General features: G+C 58.5%; 12 protein-coding genes and 1 pseudogene. 3 read left to right on the forward strand and 10 right to left on the reverse strand.

Features of this window, described 5'->3' with window-relative positions; all coding sequences use genetic code 11:
- Positions 1 to 152: 152 nt before the first annotated feature.
- Both DA792_RS09045 and DA792_RS09050 read right to left on the reverse strand, forming a co-directional pair.
- On the reverse strand, positions 153 to 1,454 hold the full coding sequence (locus DA792_RS09045; protein WP_107719655.1) for an NAD(P)/FAD-dependent oxidoreductase: 1,302 nt from the start codon (positions 1,452 to 1,454) through the stop codon (positions 153 to 155).
- A pseudogene (locus DA792_RS09050) lies at positions 1,454 to 2,829 on the reverse strand (glutamine synthetase family protein). The gene DA792_RS09045 and the pseudogene DA792_RS09050 overlap by 1 nt, the downstream one beginning before the upstream one ends.
- Positions 2,830 to 2,943: 114 nt before the next feature.
- On the opposite strand from DA792_RS09050, the gene DA792_RS09055 reads away from it, so the two are divergent.
- The gene (locus tag DA792_RS09055) at positions 2,944 to 3,639 is read left to right on the forward strand and encodes a GntR family transcriptional regulator (protein ID WP_107719656.1); all 696 of its coding nucleotides are present in this window, start codon (positions 2,944 to 2,946) and stop codon (positions 3,637 to 3,639) included.
- Positions 3,640 to 3,676: 37 nt separating this feature from the next.
- Here DA792_RS09055 and DA792_RS09060 read toward each other — a convergent pair whose 3' ends face one another.
- Positions 3,677 to 3,865 (reverse strand): hypothetical protein, encoded by a 189-nt coding sequence (locus DA792_RS09060; protein ID WP_107719657.1) that lies wholly within the window; start codon positions 3,863 to 3,865, stop codon positions 3,677 to 3,679.
- Positions 3,866 to 4,110: 245 nt separating this feature from the next.
- Between DA792_RS09060 and DA792_RS09065 the strand changes: the two genes are divergently transcribed.
- On the forward strand, positions 4,111 to 4,476 hold the full coding sequence (locus tag DA792_RS09065; RefSeq protein ID WP_107719658.1) for a hypothetical protein: 366 nt from the start codon (positions 4,111 to 4,113) through the stop codon (positions 4,474 to 4,476).
- A 60-nt stretch (positions 4,477 to 4,536) separates the two neighbouring features.
- On the opposite strand, the gene ade is transcribed toward DA792_RS09065, so the two are convergent.
- A complete protein-coding gene (gene ade, locus DA792_RS09070; protein ID WP_107719659.1) occupies positions 4,537 to 6,231 on the reverse strand; it encodes an adenine deaminase in 1,695 nt (564 codons plus the stop codon).
- A gap of 24 nt (positions 6,232 to 6,255) precedes the next feature.
- The gene (locus tag DA792_RS09075) at positions 6,256 to 7,332 is read right to left on the reverse strand and encodes a siroheme synthase (protein ID WP_254679659.1); all 1,077 of its coding nucleotides are present in this window, start codon (positions 7,330 to 7,332) and stop codon (positions 6,256 to 6,258) included.
- 172 nt (positions 7,333 to 7,504) lie between these two features.
- On the opposite strand from DA792_RS09075, the gene glpK reads away from it, so the two are divergent.
- Positions 7,505 to 8,995: a glycerol kinase GlpK gene (glpK, locus tag DA792_RS09080; RefSeq protein ID WP_107719660.1), complete on the forward strand. Its 1,491-nt coding sequence runs from the start codon at positions 7,505 to 7,507 to the stop codon at positions 8,993 to 8,995.
- A gap of 171 nt (positions 8,996 to 9,166) precedes the next feature.
- Here the strand turns inward: glpK and xylA are convergent, their stop codons facing one another.
- The 5 genes from xylA to xylF all read right to left on the reverse strand — a co-directional run bounded on the left by xylA (position 9,167) and on the right by xylF (position 15,327).
- On the reverse strand, positions 9,167 to 10,471 hold the full coding sequence (gene xylA, locus DA792_RS09085; RefSeq protein WP_107719661.1) for a xylose isomerase: 1,305 nt from the start codon (positions 10,469 to 10,471) through the stop codon (positions 9,167 to 9,169).
- Positions 10,468 to 11,907 carry a xylulokinase gene (gene xylB, locus DA792_RS09090; RefSeq protein ID WP_107719662.1) on the reverse strand — a complete coding sequence of 480 codons (1,440 nt, stop codon included), beginning with the start codon at positions 11,905 to 11,907 and terminating at the stop codon, positions 10,468 to 10,470. The genes xylA and xylB overlap by 4 nt, the downstream gene beginning before the upstream one ends.
- Before the next feature lie 60 nt (positions 11,908 to 11,967).
- Complete coding sequence (locus DA792_RS09095) at positions 11,968 to 12,735, reverse strand: ATP-binding cassette domain-containing protein (protein ID WP_107722633.1); 768 nt, start codon at positions 12,733 to 12,735, stop codon at positions 11,968 to 11,970.
- Between the two features lie 36 nt (positions 12,736 to 12,771).
- Complete coding sequence (locus DA792_RS09100) at positions 12,772 to 14,100, reverse strand: sugar ABC transporter permease (RefSeq protein ID WP_254679660.1); 1,329 nt, start codon at positions 14,098 to 14,100, stop codon at positions 12,772 to 12,774.
- A gap of 198 nt (positions 14,101 to 14,298) precedes the next feature.
- Entirely contained in the window at positions 14,299 to 15,327 is a 1,029-nt protein-coding gene (gene xylF, locus DA792_RS09105) for a D-xylose ABC transporter substrate-binding protein (RefSeq protein WP_107719663.1), read from the reverse strand.
- Between the last annotated feature and the right edge of the window lie 160 nt (positions 15,328 to 15,487).

A 15,487-nucleotide genomic window follows, 5' to 3' on the forward strand; every position in this document is an offset into this window, starting at 1 on the left:
TCGCCATCATGCACCTGTTTTCCGCAGATGAATCATGAAGAGCCCATTTCAGCAAGACAAGGAATTGGGTTCACACCCTAAGAAGATTTCGGTCTGTTCAGAGGCCGGATAAGCCTGCGCCGCGTCCCTTCTGGAGCGCGGCGCATCATGTTTTAGACACCCAATTTGTCGCGCAACGCGTACCACCACGATCCGATCACCGAATACGGCACCCGCAACGCACGCCCGCCGGGAAACGGAATCCAAGGCAAGGCGGCAAACACATCAAACCGCGTCAGATCCCCATGGATCGCCTCGGACAGAATGCGCCCAAACGTGTGCGATCCCGTGACGCCATGACCGCTATAGCCATGGGCAAAATAGGTATTGGCACCAAGGCGGCCCATCTGCGGCACACGTGAGAAAGACAGCGCGAAATTGCCGCTCCACGCATAGTCGATTTCAACCTCTTTGAGCTGCGGAAAGACCTTATCAAGGTTGCCTTTGAGCTTGGCTTTGATGTCTTTTGGATCGGCCCCGCCATAGACAGTGCCGCCGCCAAACAACAGCCGTTTGTCGGCAGACATGCGATAATAATCAAGGATATAGCGCACGTCTTCGACGCAGACATCGGTGGGCATCAACTCAGCCGCCAAGGCCTCTCCCAGCGGTTTCGTCGCCATCACTTGCGTCGATACCGGCATCACCCGCGCGGTCAGCGCCGGAATGACATGGCCCAGATAGGCATTGCCGCAAAGCACCAAGGTTTTGCAGGTCATAGACCCCTCAGCCGTGCGCACAACCGGTCGCGCCGCCCCTGTGTCCGCCGAAATCACCGGCGACATTTCATAGATCACACCACCCAGGGATTCAAACGCCGCCGCCTCGCCAAGCGCAAGGTTGAGCGGGTGCATATGACCGCCCGAATGGTCAATCATCCCGCCCACATAGAGGTCCGATTTGACATGGGTGTGCATCTCGTCCCGGCTCAGCATCTCCTGATTGTGGATGCCATATCCGGCCCAAAGTGCCCGGCGCTCTTCGAGTTCTTGCATGTGTTTGGCGGTCAAAGCGGCAAACACATTGCCCTCTTTCAGATCGCATTGAATGTTATAGGTCTTGATCCGCTCGCGGATGATCTGACCGCCCTCTTGCACCAAACCGGCGACAAACGTCGCGGTCTCACCGCCGTAGCGCTTGCCGATGGTCTGAAGGCTGGCGTTCAAACCGTTGACGATCTGGCCGCCGTTGCGCCCGGATGCGCCCCAACCGACGCGCGCACCCTCGATGATAGCGACTTTATAGCCTTTTTCGATCAGATGCAGCGCGGTGGACAAGCCGGAATAGCCCGCGCCCACAACGCAAATGTCGATCTCATGATCGCCAGACAGGGCCGGACGGTCCGGCGTAGGATTGGCCGAGGCAGCATAGTAGCTTGTGGTATGCGCGCCGGTGCCCGCGTAGGGATGAGCCATCACACGGCCTCCAGGTAAGAATGGTATTCGAAATCAGTGACATGACGGGCAAACCGGCGCAGCTCTTGCTGTTTGCATTGCACAAACATGCGCTTGAGGCGCTTGGAATAGATGTCTTCGACATGGCGGCCACGGCTAAAGGCCTCAATCGCCGACGCCCAGTCATAAGGCAAGTGAAGCAGGTCTTGCGAATAGGCATCGCCGACGATGGGCGCGCTTGGCGTCCATTTGTTTTCAATGCCCAAAAGCGCCCCCCCAAGATCGAGCACAGCACCAGATAGGGGTTGGCATCCGCGCCTGCGACCCGGTGTTCGATCCGGCGCGCTTTGTGGCTACCGCCCGGAATACGGATCGAGGCGGTGCGGTTTTCATAGCCCCATGACACGGTGGAGGGCGCATGAGCCCCCGGCAAAAGCCGACGGAACGAATTTTCATGCGGCGCAAACACCAAGGCGTTTTCCTGCATCGTCTCCAAAAGACCCGCAACCGCTTGGCGCATCACTTCGGTGCCGTCATTGCCGCCATCGTCAAAAACGTTGTTGCCCTCTTCATCCACGAGCGAGAAATGGACGTGCATTCCCGACCCTGAACGATCCCCGTAAGGTTTCGCCATAAAGGTTGCGGCAAACCCGTGTTTACGGGCGATGCCATGCACCAGACGTTTGAACAAAACCGCATCATCGGCCGCCTTCAACGGGTCAGCGACATGCATGAAATTGATCTCAAACTGCCCTGCCCCGTTTTCCGAAATCGCCGCATCCGCCGGGATGCCTTGGGCCTTACAGCCGTCATAGATTTCATTGAGGAAGGCGTCGAAATGCTCCAACTCGTCCAGTGACAGCGCCCCATCAGAATCGAGGCGCTTGCCGGTGACCGGGGAGCACGGCGGTTGCGGTGCGGCCTCGCTTGGGTCGACGACATAAAATTCCAATTCGGTCGCCACAACCGGCGTCAGACCCAGCGCCTTGAACCGGGTGGTGATTGTGTCGAGGGCGCGGCGTGGATCGCCCGGAAACACCGAGCCGTCTTCCTGCCGCATCCAAAGTTGGGCAAAGGCCGCCGGGCGGCTGATCCAATCGACCGGACTCAAATCGCGCCCGGTGAAATCGCACAACCCATCGGCATCGCCGGTGTCAAACACCAATTCGTTGCCCTCAATATCCTCGCCCCATATGTCCATACTGAGCAGCGAGAGCGGCATCCGCAGCCCACCCTCCAAGATTTTATCAAGCTGATCAACCGGCACACGCTTGCCGCGCATCACGCCATTGAGATCGCAAATACAGGCAAAAATCGTTTCGATTTCCGGGTTGTCGATGCGCCAAAGCTCTGCCTGTTCCGAAGCTGTTGCCGATCCTGCTTTTGCCGATGTCATATCGCGCCCCTAAATGTGATACTATTTATTTATTTGTGATCTCTTTTGGGCTTGTGTCAACCGGAAACACACGTCATCCTACACATATTGAGACAACAGTAAGGTCAAACGCCGATGGTGGTATCCACTATTCCTGAATTTTCCGGTGACAGCGATGGCACCACCCAGGAATACGCCTATAGCCGCTTGCGTAATGCCATTATTGTCGGCGCCTTTGCGCCCGGAACCGCCCTGACCATTCGCGGGCTGGCCCAAGAATTGAACCTCAGCCCAACCCCCATCCGCGAGGCAGTGCGCAGGTTGAGTTCGGAAAACGCCATTCAAGTGTTGGGCAATCGTCGGCTCAAAGTGCCCGACATGACCCTTGGTCGGTTTGAGGAACTGGCTCAGCTCCGCATCAGCTTGGAAACCCACGCCACAGAGCGCGCCTTTCCCTATATTTCAAATGTCTTCATTGAGCACATGCGTGCCCTTGATGACCAAATGGATGTGGTTTTGGCGGCGGGCGATTTGGATGCGCTGACCCGGATCAATCAGAGCTTTCACAAAGACCTCTACCGATTGAACCCACATCAAGCCGTGGTGCCAATGATCGAAAGCGTCTGGTTGCAGCTCGGCCCCTTTCAGCGCCAAGCAATCAAATCCATTAAAACGACGGCCATGGTCGACCGCCATAAAGAAATGTTGGCGGCGATGGAGGCCCGCGATGTGGCCGCGCTCTGTGCCGCGCTGGAAAGCGACATTCGCGATGGCTCCATCCTGCTTGGCCGGGCCATGCTGCAAAGCCAGACCGAAGGCACGGTGGCCTGACACGGCGGCCTAACACGGCCACCGCCCCCTCCAAACCTTATGCGCCCGTCATCTCCGGCGCGGCCGTGATGGCCAGATCACCGGGGTGATCGGTCGAAGACGTCGGCTGACACGCCACCGGATAGTGATCCGCAGTTGTGCATTGCGACACGGGATATGTCTCCACGCCCTCACAGGCGGCAAGGGTCAGCGTCAGAGCAAAAAGAGCCAAAATAGAACGGGTCATAATCAACCTCCTGATGTGAGAAATCTGGGGCGCCTCGCGCCCTTTTCTCTTCTTCAAATGTTCCGAGTTGACAGTTTTGTCAACTGTAAAATCTCTAAAAGTAAACTAATCGGTTCATTTTTTTCAACACCCTGAAACCCTGCCTCGGCTGGATCTCATCCAGCCTTCGAAACCCTATAAGAACCTATAGGTTGATGCCGTGCATCGGTCCCGTAGCCTAATCCGGCGCAAAAGGAGAGACACGCATGATCACCCCCACGTTGAAACCGCTCGCAGCCCTCGCTGTTGCCGCAACCCTTGCCGCATGTGATGGCGTGCCAATCCCAGACTATCCGTTGAGCAAAAGCGGCGCACCGGAGTCCACCCTCGAAATCGTCAACGCCAGCGGCCAACCGTTGCGCTCCCTCTCCTATGAAGGCTGCAACTCGCTTGCGAAACAAACAGTTTTGATCGAACCTGGGGGTCCTCCGTCGGACAAGGACCGCTGGGTCTTCCCTGCGGATTCAGGTCAATGCATCTTAGTTTCGGCCTATTCCGTGGCGCGCGATGCGTATTTCAGCGACACAGTCCGGCTGGTGCCGGGCCAAACCTCGACCGTCATGGTTCGCTAAAAAGGCCCAAACGGGTCGGCCCAATTAGGGCCGCCCCTCCCGTCTGGAGGATCTTCCAGATCACACGATGATTTCGAATTTGGTCACATCGACCATGCCGCGGTCGGTGATTTTGAGCGCCGGAATGACCGGAAGCGCCAAAAACGCCAATTGCAAAAACGGCTCTTCCAATGTGACGCCCAATGAGGCCGCCGCCGCCCGCAGATCAACCAAATGATCGCGCACCTCTTCAAACGACAAAAGACTCATCAGCCCCGCCACGGGCAGTGCCAATTCGGCCAAGACCACGCCGTCCCGCACCACGACAAACCCGCCTTCGATCTCGGACAGGCGGTTCGCGGCCACGGCCATGTCGTCGTAATCCACCCCGACCGCAACGATGTTGTGATGGTCATGGCACACGGTCGAGGCAATCGCCCCTGCCTTGACACCAAAGCCTTTGACAAAGCCCGAGGCAATATTGCCGTTTTTGCCGTGGCGCTCGATCACGGTGATCCGGGTCAGGTCGCGCACCGGATCGGGGCGTTTGTCGCCGTCCACAATCGGGATGATCTCATGCAGGTGCTCGGTGATGATTTTGCCTTCGAGGATGCCGATCACATCGGTCTGCTCACGGTTGCCGGTGGTGCGAAAATCCTCGGCGCGCACTTTTGGGGCTTTCACCGACTGCCGCCCGATTGGATCAACGGACCCGCGCGCCGCAAAGGCCGCATCCGTGACCTCGACCCCGCCCGCAAACACGCGCGAGGCATGACACCCCTCAAGGCTATCAATCACCACAAGATCGGCGCGTTTGCCCGGCGCGATCATGCCGCGATCTTTCAGACCAAAGGCCTCGGCGGCGGACAGGCTGGCGGCGCGGTAGACCGCCAAAGGCGAACTCCCCAACGCAATCAGCGTGCGGATCATGTAATCCAAATGGCCATGCTCACCGATGTCCAACGGGTTGCGATCATCGGTGCACAGGCACATGTAAGGCGCGGTCAGATCGGTCAAAAGCGGCTGCAACGCGTGCAAATCCTTGGACACTGAGCCTTCACGGATCAAAACCCGCATGCCTTTGCGCAGCTTTTCACGCGCCTCATCCGCCGTTGTCGCCTCATGTTCGGTGCGAATGCCCGCCGCAATATACGCGTTGAGATCGCGGCCAGAGAGTTGCGGGCAATGGCCATCAATATGTGCATCGTCAAACAGATGCAGCTTTTTCATCGCTTCAGGGTCGCGGGAGATCACGCCCGGATAATTCATAAATTCGGCCAGACCGATGGCGGACCGATGCCCCATGACCTGAGCCAAATCCTCGGCCAAAAGCTCCGCCCCTGCGGTTTCCATATGGGTCGAGGGCACGCAAGAACTGAGCTGCACCCGAATATCCATCACCGTGTGCTCAGAGGCTGCTTGGAAATAACGGATGCCATCCAGACCGATGACATTGGCGATCTCATGCGGATCACAAATTGCCGTGGTCACCCCACGCGGCGCGACACAGCGGTCAAATTCAAACGGCGTGACCAGAGAGCTTTCGATATGCAAATGCGTGTCGATAAAGCCCGGAACAATGATCTGGCCCGTGACATCAATTTCGCGCGCGCCTTCGTAGCTCTCATAAACGCCCGCGATCCGATCGCCAACGATGGCCACATCGCCTGTGATCATCTCGCCGGTCATCAGATCAAAAATCATCCCGCCCTTGAGGACAATATCCGCCGGGATCTCACCTCGGGCCACAGCAATACGATGCTCCAGATCACTCATGCTTATCTCCTAAACCCATTTGGCCTAAACCCGAACAGCAGGCACCCGTTCAATATCATCCGGCAGGCCAAGCGCGGCCCGCTCCGCATCGCGGCGCGCCACAAGCCAGACGACCCGTGCCCCCGTCGCGACCTCGTCCAAAACCACTTTGCGCTGATCGGACACAAGCCAGTCTTCGGTGCCGTGATCGCGTCCCACCACGACGCGCGTGGCATCGCGGCGCGCCAATTCCAGGATCGGCACAAAACTTGGATCAGAACAGAGCACCAAATCAGCCTCCTGCAACCGCTGCACCGCGCGCAGGGTCATCAGATCGGGCTCAAGGCTGCTGACGGGCAACAGCGTCACGGCCCCCTTGGTCCCCGCCTCTTTCGGCGCGCCCCCGGCCTCCATCGCCTGTTTGATCAGTTCCGCCGCCTCGCGTTCGGCCCCTCTGGCATGCAACCTGCGCGGCGCGTCATCATAAACCCAGCGCCAAAATGCCCGACGGTTTTCGCGCGGCACACGATGTGCCACAGCGCTGCGGAGCCGACCACCCAAGCCAACCAAATCGCCCAGCCGTGGCTCCAACATGCTTTCCAGCCGGGTTTTGATCTGGCGCGCCAAAATCGGCGCGGCCCCTTCGGTGCCAATTGCCACCACCAATGGATCGCGATCCACAATCGACGGCGTCGTCGCCTCACACAGTGCGGGTTGATCGACCACATTGACCAAAGCCTCCGCCTCACGCGCCAGCGCATGAAGCGCTGCATCCATCCCCGGACAGCCGGTGCCAATGAATATCAGCGCCGCGCCGCGAAACAACTCCGGCGTGATGTCTCCGCTGTGATGGCTTGCCCGCCCCTCCTCAACCAATGCGGCCAGTTCAGGGTCCAGATCAGGGGCGACAAAGATCAGACGCGCCTCGGTTTTCAACATCAACCGCGCCTTTTGCGCCGCCGTTTCCCCGCCACCCACGATCACAACATCGCGTTCAGCCACCCGAAGGAACATGGGAAAAAATTTCATCGAGGCGACCTCTTGGTTTGGGTTCTTGGTGCGGCTTGGGTCTTTGGCCAAAACTCCCTGATTGGCAACCAAATGACAAGGGCGCAGGCGCATATCCGTCTGCCTCAAGGTCAAAAAGCCCGAGACCTCCCTGTCATAAAAGGTTTTCTTGACCATTGCGCAGATCAACCCGTCTTTCGCCCACCGGCCCTATGGTCACACCAACACGTCCCTCTGCTTGTAGACCCGTGATCCACGCCCTATCGTAACCTGCAAGGGAGGCGACATGAGCAACACAATTTTAAGCTTGGACCAAGGCACCACTTCGACCCGCGCCATTCTGTTTGACGCGGAGCTGCGCCCCATTTCCAGCGCTCAAGAGGAATTCACCCAGCATTACCCGCATTCGGGCTGGGTCGAACATGATGCGATGGACCTGTGGCAAACCTCCGTTCGGGTGATCCGCAATGTGCTGGCAGACACGGGTGTGCGTCCGGCCGCGCTGGGTCTGACCAATCAACGCGAAACCACCGTGGTCTGGGACGCCGAGACCGGCAAACCCATCGCCCCCGCCATCGTCTGGCAGGATCGGCGCACCGCGCACACCTGTGCCAAGCTGCGCGAGGAGGGATTTGAAGCGGAGGTTACGACCCGCACCGGGCTTTTGCTCGACCCGTATTTTTCCGCCACAAAACTGGCCTTTATCCTTGATCAAACCGAAGGTGCGCGCGACATGGCACGCGCGGGTCGGCTTAAATTTGGCACTGTCGACACGTGGCTGATCTGGAACCTGACCGAAGGCAATCCGGGGGGGCGGGTGCACGCCACAGACGCCACCAACGCCTGCCGCACCATGCTTTATAATATCTATGAGGGCGCCTGGGACGCGACGATTTGTGAGCGCCTTGGCATCCCGATGCAAATGCTGCCCGAAGTGCGCGACAGCTCCGCTGACTTTGGCGAAACCACCCTGTTTGGCGCGCCGATCCCCATTCGCGGTGTTGCAGGCGATCAACAGGCGGCCACGGTTGGTCAGGCGTGCTTTCGCCCCGGCATGATGAAATCCACCTATGGCACTGGCTGTTTTGCCCTGCTCAACACCGGCGACACCCCGGTCGCCTCAAAAAACCGGATGCTCACAACCGTCGCTTATCAACTGAACGGCACCCCCACCTATGCGCTCGAAGGATCAATCTTTGTCGCCGGGGCCGTGGTGCAATGGCTGCGCGACGGGCTTGGGATCATCACCGATGCCGAGCAAACGCTCGAGCTGGCACAACAGGCCGATCCCGAACAAAACCTCTACCTCGTCCCGGCCTTCACCGGGCTTGGTGCGCCGTGGTGGGATGCCGAGGCGCGCGGTGCGATCTATGGCCTGACGCGCAACACCGGACCTGCGGAGTTTGCCCGTGCCGCACTCGAAAGTGTCGGCTATCAAACCCGCGACCTGATCGAGGCGATGCATGCCGATTGGAGCGCCACCCCCGAGGACACCACCCTGCGCGTCGATGGTGGCATGTCGGCCAATCCCTTTGCGATGCAATTCTTATCTGACATCTTGGGCGCGCCGGTGGACCGTCCGGCCAATCTGGAAACCACCGCTTTGGGGGCTGCCTATTTGGCCGGGCTTGCGGTCGATCTTTGCCCCGCCCCCGATGAGTTTGCTAAGGTTTGGCGCGCGCAGGCGACGTTTACGCCGCAGATGGACGCGACCCTGCGCAGCGCAAAATATGACGGCTGGACCGACGCGATCCATCGCACATTGTCCAAAAGATAGCCCTTCTTTTGGGGCGCACTGCGATTTTGGGAGCACTGCGATTTTGGGAGCACTGCGATTTTTGGAGCACTGCGATTTTTGGAGCACTGCGATTTTTGGAGCACTGCGATTTTTGGAGCACTGCGAAAAATGGCGGGACATGCCCGCCATTTCATAAATTTAATCAAACCCTTACAGGTAAGAGTTCACCAAATTCTCCAACCGCTCCTGACGCCCTGAGCGCGGCTCCGGGTTGATGCCCTCGGCCAAAACCCGCGCCTGAATCGCGTCCAAATCTCCGTCCGTCAACATCGCTTGGTTCGCAGGCTTGGTCCAATCGGCATAGCGCGCCTGACGCGCCGCTTCCAATTTGCCATCCTCCAACATCGCAGCGGCGGCTTTGAACCCGCGCGCACAGATGTCCATCGCCCCCACATGAGCCAAAATCAAATCTTCCGGGTCCAGAGATTGGCGCCGGATGCGGGCATCGAAATTGGTGCCCCCCGTGGTGAACCCGCCCGCGCGCAACACTTCGTAATAGGCCAGAGCCACTTCGGGTACATTGTTCGGGAATTGATCGGTGTCCCAGCCGGATTGGTAATCGTTGCGGTTCATGTCGATCGAGCCAAGGATGCCCAGCGAACCCGCCAGCGCCAATTCGTGATCAAAGGAATGCCCGGCCAAAATGGCGTGGCCCTGTTCGATGTTGACCTTGACCTCATTCTCCAACCCATAGCGTTTGAGAAATCCGTAGACGGTGGCGACATCGAAATCATATTGGTGTTTCGATGGTTCCTGCGGCTTCGGCTCAATCAGGATCGCCCCGTCCCAGCCCATTTTATGCTTGTAGTTCACCACCATTTCCAACATCCGCGCGGCTTGGTCCGCCTCGCGTGTCAGATCGGTGTTGAGCAGCGTTTCATAGCCTTCGCGCCCGCCCCACAGGACGTAATTGGCCCCGCCCAGTTTGATCGTCGCATCCATACAGGATTTGATCGTCGCGGCAGAGTAAGCAAACACATCCGGGTCCGGGTTGGTCGCCGATCCGGCCATGAACCGGCGGTGGGTGAACAGGTTGGCCGTCCCCCACAACAGCTTGGTGTGCGACGTCTCCATTTTCGCGGCGAAATAATCGACGATCTCTTCAAGATTGCGTTTGCTTTCGGCAAATGTCGCGCCTTCGGGACGAACATCAAGGTCGTGAAAACAGAAAAACGGCGCTTGCAGAATGTCGAACATCTCAAAGGCCACATCGGCCTTGAGTTTCGCCTTTTCCATGCCCTCGCCAAACCACGGACGATCAAAAGTGCGCCCGCCAAACGGGTCGCCGCCCTCATAGGCAAAGCTGTGCCAATAGGCGACGCCAAAGCGAAGGTGATCTTCCATCCGTTTGCCCATCACAACCTCATCGGGGTTGTAATACTTATAGGCGAACTCATTGTGCGAGGCCGGGCCTTCGTAATTGATTTGCGGAATGCCTTTGAAAAACTCAGTCATGTCAGCCCCTTAATGGCAACCTGAGCCGCTTTGAACCGGGCGAACCCGTCTTCAAACGCAGCACTCAGGCTTTGGTTTGGTTCAATCGTTGTCTCGATGGCGGGTGTGGCGGCCAGTTCGGTCCCGCCCCCCGTTGCGGCCATTTGACCAAGGCGCGCCGCGCCATAAGCGCCGCCAAAATCCCCCGCCACGGGCAGGTCCACGGCGACATTCAACGCGGTGGCGATGGCCTCGACCCAGTAGGGAGAGTTCGACCCACCCCCGACCGCCAAAAGCCGTTCAATTTTGGTGCCGGTTGCGGCCAGTGCCTCGGCGCAATCTTTGATCGCGAAAGTCACGCCCTCAAGCACCGCGCGGGTGCCCGCGTGCGTGTCCGTCGCGTGTTCAAGGCCAATAAACCCGCCACGAATGGCGGAGTCGTTCAACGGCGTGCGCTCTCCGCCCAAGTACGGCAAAAACCGGGTCTTGCCGGGGGCTTCAAGCCCACCAAGCGCACGGGTCAGCGTGACCGCGTCGTGGCCGACAAAGCGCCCATACCAATTGAGCGCATCGGTCGCCGCCAAGATCACGCCCATCTGGTGCCATGTGTTTGGCAGCGCGTGGCAAAAGGTGTGAACGGCGGTGGCTGCGTCCGGTTGATAGCCGTCGTTGGCAGCAAAGAGCACGCCTGAGGTGCCCAGGGACACAAAGGCCTGCCCGGCTTTGACCACACCGACCCCGATGGCCGAGGCGGCATTGTCGCCGCCGCCCCCCGCGATCACACAGGTGGGCGAGACGCCCCAACTGGCGGCCAATTCGGCGCGCAATGTGCCAGAGACCTCAGAGCCCTCGACCAACCGCGGCATGAAAGAGCGATCCATGTCGGTCGCGGCCAAAAGATCATCGGACCAATCGCGCGCGCCGGTGTCAAACCACGCGGTGCCCGCACTGTCAGACATCTCGCCCACATGCTCCCCGGTCAGATAAAGCCGCAGGTAATCTTTCGGCAAAAGCACCTTTTTGAGCTGTGCAAAAATCTCTGGCTCATGGCGTTTGACCCACGCGAGTTTCGGCGCGGTGAATCCCGGAAACACGATATTGCCTGTGAGGGCACGAAAACGCGGATCGGCGTCCATCTCCGCCGCCTCGACATGGGAGCGGGTGTCATTCCACAGGATGCAGGGACGCAACACCTGATCCGCGCCATCCAATAAGGTCGCGCCATGCATATGCCCCGAAAGACCAATGCCTTTGACGCCGGAAAGATCCGCCTTGGTGCCAAGTTCGGCCATCACCCGATCACAGGCAGCAAGCCATGTGGCCGGGTCCTGTTCCGACCAGCCATCCTGCGGGCGCTCATTGGTCAGGGCCACATTGGCTTCGGCGACAACATCTTGCGCCTCAGTGATCAGGATCGCTTTGAGACCGGAGGTCCCGAGATCAAGTCCGATATACATGGGAAATCCATTTGTTGTGTGGCGGGCGACCAAAATGCAATCGCCCGCCCTGTAAGGAGGTTAATACGCTTGCGGCGGCTTTTTTCCCATGATGATCATGCCCAGAATGTCCTCATCCGTGACCTCGCCGACGTTGACCGTGCCAACGCTTTGGCCGTTTTTCATCACCATCGCGCGGTCACAGAGCCGCATGACGTTGTGGATGTCATGCTCAATGAGGAAAATCCCAAGGCCCTGTGCTTTGAGCTCTTCGATCAACTCCGCGACCATCTGGGTTTCATGTGGACCAAGCGCCGCTGTCGGTTCGTCCATGATCAGGATTTTGGCGTTGAAATAGACCGCGCGGGCAATGGCCACCGATTGGCGTTGACCGCCGGAGAGCGCACTCACCGGCTCTTTGAATTTCTGGAAATTCGGGTTCAACCGCCCCATGATCTTGCGCGTCTCAGCCTCCATCGCCGGTTCATCGACAAAGCCAAACGGTGTGACCAATTCGCGACCCAAAAACAGGTTCGAGGCGGCATCGAGATTGTCAGCCAAAGCCAGCGTTTGATAGATGGTTTCGACATTGTATTTGCGCGCATCGCGGGTGTTGCGGATCTCCGCCTTCTCGCCGTTGATGTAGACCTCGCCTGCGTCCTTTTGATAGGCGCCAGACAAGCATTTGATCAGCGTCGATTTGCCCGCACCATTGTGGCCCAACAGGCCCACGACCTCGCCGGGGTGCAGATCAATCGAGACATGATCCACCGCTTTGATCCCGCCAAAAGAGATCGAAATATCTTTGAGTTCCACAAGCGGCGTGCCGATGTTGGGGTTCTTGCCCATGGTTGTGTTTGCACTGTTTTCCATGCTCATTCCCCCTTAAATCTTCATGCCAAGGCGTTTGCGGTACTGAATGTCGATCCAGACAGCAAAGACCAAAACCGAGCCAACCACGATATTTTGCAGCGGGGCATCGACGCCCACCATCGCCATGCCCGATTGCAAGGACTGCATGATCAAAGCGCCCAAAATTGCACCGTGAATGGTGCCGATCCCCCCCGACAACGCCGTGCCGCCAATCACCGCCGCCGCAATCACGCGCAGCTCATCGAGTGTGCCAATGTCATTGGCGTGGCTTTGCAGACGGGCCGAGGCGATCACCGCAGAGAGACCACAAAGAAAGCCCATCAGCGCAAAGATTTTGACCGTCAAAAGTTTGGTGTTGATGCCCGACAGTTCCGCCGCATCCGGGTTGCCCCCCGTCGCAAAGATGTATTTTCCAAGACGGGTTTTCTTGGCCACAAGCGTCATGGCAATGGCAACGACAATCAAAATGATCACCGAAATCGGCAGACCATAGGCCTCGGTATAGCCCGCGGGCATGATCTCGCCGCGCGCTTCAAACAGGCGTTTGAGCTTGCCGACCGGGATGTCATAGGCGTTGAGCGTGGCGATATAGCCAAGGATCGCGGCGACAGCGACACCGCCGATGGTGACTTCAGCCCACAGCGGCTTGATCGGAAAACCGTGGCTCTTGCGGGCGTTGCGCGCGTTCCACAGGGCGTAGATCGTGAAGGCAGAGGCCAAAATCCCAACCGCCCATGATAGGGTGACACCCAATGTGCCCTCAGCTCCGCCCAAAACGGTAAAGGTCTGATCGAGCGGCGCAATGGTTTGACCATCGGTGACATACCAGCCGACATAGCGCCAGATCAACAGACCGCCCAAAGTGACGATAAAGGCCGGAATTTTTTGATAGCCCACCAGCCAGCCATTGAACGCCCCGATGAGGGTGCCGACCGCCAGACAGGTCACAATCGCGATCGGCGCGATCAATGGATTGCCGTAATCAAGCCCGACAATTTGTGGCAACCAACGCGCCTGCATCATCGCGCCAATGGCCGAAGAAATCGCCAACAAAGCCCCGACCGAGAGGTCAATGTGACGGGTGACAATGACAAACACCATGCCCGTCGCCATGATCGCGACAGAGACGGTTTGCACGGTCAGGTTAAAAATATTGCGCGGTGTGACGAAACGCCCATCGGTAAACATGTTGAACGCCAGCGCGATGAGGATAAACGCCCCCACCATGCCCAAGAGCCGCATGTCGATCTCCAACTGGGAGAAAAACCCCTTATTGCTGGAATTCTGAGGGCCCGTCTGTGTGTTGGCCTGTGTCGCCGCTGTCTGTGATTGGTCCGCCATTGTCGCCTTCCCCTAGGTCTGAACGAGGTCTGCGCCTCGTGTGCCTCATGTCCCGATCTTTGTGTCTTGATCTCTGCCCTGCCCCCTCGTGTCGGTAACCCGGCCGCGGGCGCACTGAGGCGGGCCGCCCCCGCCGAACTCCGGCGGGAACAGTCCTAAATGCCCGGCGAACCGGGAGGATTTCGGTCCTGAAACCGATCAGTTACAGGGGGCCGGACCGCTTTCAACGCCCTGGCACAGCGCGTCTTTGGTGATCCAACCAGCGTCCACAACCACCGACAGATTGTCTTTGGTGATCGGGATCGGGGCCAGGAATTTAGCGTTCATGTCATTGCCACCCGGTGTGGTGAAAGCGACGGTGCCATCAACATCGGGCGCCATCATACCGCCCGCCAATTCAACGGCGATCTCAGCGGCATTTTTGCCAAGCTCACGGGCGTCTTTCCACACGGACACCGTCTGTGTGCCCAAAGCCACACGGTTCAAAGCGGCGTGATCGCCATCCTGACCGGAGACCGGGATACCGGCCATGCCTTGCGCCGCCAAAGCGGCCACAACACCGCCTGCGGTGCCGTCATTGGAGGCCACAACCGCGTCCACTTTATTGTCGGTCGCGGTGAGGATGGATTCCATGTTGCGCTGTGCGTTGGCCGGGAGCCACGCATCGGTGTAGGCCTCGCCCACAATGGTGATCGCGCCGGAATCAATTGCCGCCTGCAACACCTCTTGCTGACCACCGCGCAGGAAGTCGGCGTTCGGATCGGTCGGCGAGCCTTTGATCATCACATAGTTGCCGGTCGGCTGAACATCGAACACAGCTTTGGCCTGAAGACGCCCGACTTCAACGTTATCAAAGGTCAGGTAATAGGCGCGCGGATCTTCGATCAGGCGGTCATAGGCGATGACCGGAATGCCTTCGTCCGCTGCCATTTCGACGGCGGGAATGATCGCTTGGGTGTCTTGCGCCAATACGATGAGCGCGTCCACGCCCTGCGCGATCAGGCTTTCAATATCGGAAAGCTGTTTGGCCGACGACGACTGCGCATCTGCGGAAACATAGTCGGCACCAGCCGCCTCAAGCGCCGCTTTCATCGCGCCCTCATCAGTTTTCCAACGCTCTTCTTGGAAATTGGACCAGCTCACGCCAACGGTGAGATCGGCGGCGAACGCCGAAGTTGTAAAGCCAGCAGCCACAATAGTGGCCGCCATCAACATGGATTTACGCATGAATATCCTCCCAAATAGCCACGCCGGTCCCACTCCTCCTCCTACAGATAAGTGCCGACGGGTCCCGACTCGCGGTCGGGATGGCGAAATCATGGCATATTTAATTTGAGTGTCAAAATAATAATAACGCCCATCCTTCACTTTCTGATGGATATTCAAA

This window comes from Celeribacter baekdonensis, from assembly GCF_003047105.1.
Taxonomy (GTDB): Bacteria; Pseudomonadota; Alphaproteobacteria; order Rhodobacterales; family Rhodobacteraceae; genus Celeribacter; species Celeribacter baekdonensis_B.

Bases quoted from the DNA above. Each gene is read 5' to 3' on its own strand.
- DA792_RS09045 (WP_107719655.1), bottom strand. From the start codon at position 1,454: ATGGCTCATCCCTACGCGGGCACCGGCGCGCATACCACAAGCTACTAT.
- DA792_RS09055 (WP_107719656.1), top strand. From the start codon at position 2,944: ATGGTGGTATCCACTATTCCTGAATTTTCCGGTGACAGCGATGGCACC.
- DA792_RS09060 (WP_107719657.1), bottom strand. From the start codon at position 3,865: ATGACCCGTTCTATTTTGGCTCTTTTTGCTCTGACGCTGACCCTTGCC.
- DA792_RS09065 (WP_107719658.1), top strand. From the start codon at position 4,111: ATGATCACCCCCACGTTGAAACCGCTCGCAGCCCTCGCTGTTGCCGCA.
- ade (WP_107719659.1), bottom strand. From the start codon at position 6,231: ATGAGTGATCTGGAGCATCGTATTGCTGTGGCCCGAGGTGAGATCCCG.
- DA792_RS09075 (WP_254679659.1), bottom strand. From the start codon at position 7,332: ATGCGCCTGCGCCCTTGTCATTTGGTTGCCAATCAGGGAGTTTTGGCC.
- glpK (WP_107719660.1), top strand. From the start codon at position 7,505: ATGAGCAACACAATTTTAAGCTTGGACCAAGGCACCACTTCGACCCGC.
- xylA (WP_107719661.1), bottom strand. From the start codon at position 10,471: ATGACTGAGTTTTTCAAAGGCATTCCGCAAATCAATTACGAAGGCCCG.
- xylB (WP_107719662.1), bottom strand. From the start codon at position 11,907: ATGTATATCGGACTTGATCTCGGGACCTCCGGTCTCAAAGCGATCCTG.
- DA792_RS09095 (WP_107722633.1), bottom strand. From the start codon at position 12,735: ATGGGCAAGAACCCCAACATCGGCACGCCGCTTGTGGAACTCAAAGAT.
- DA792_RS09100 (WP_254679660.1), bottom strand. From the start codon at position 14,100: ATGGCGGACCAATCACAGACAGCGGCGACACAGGCCAACACACAGACG.
- xylF (WP_107719663.1), bottom strand. From the start codon at position 15,327: ATGCGTAAATCCATGTTGATGGCGGCCACTATTGTGGCTGCTGGCTTT.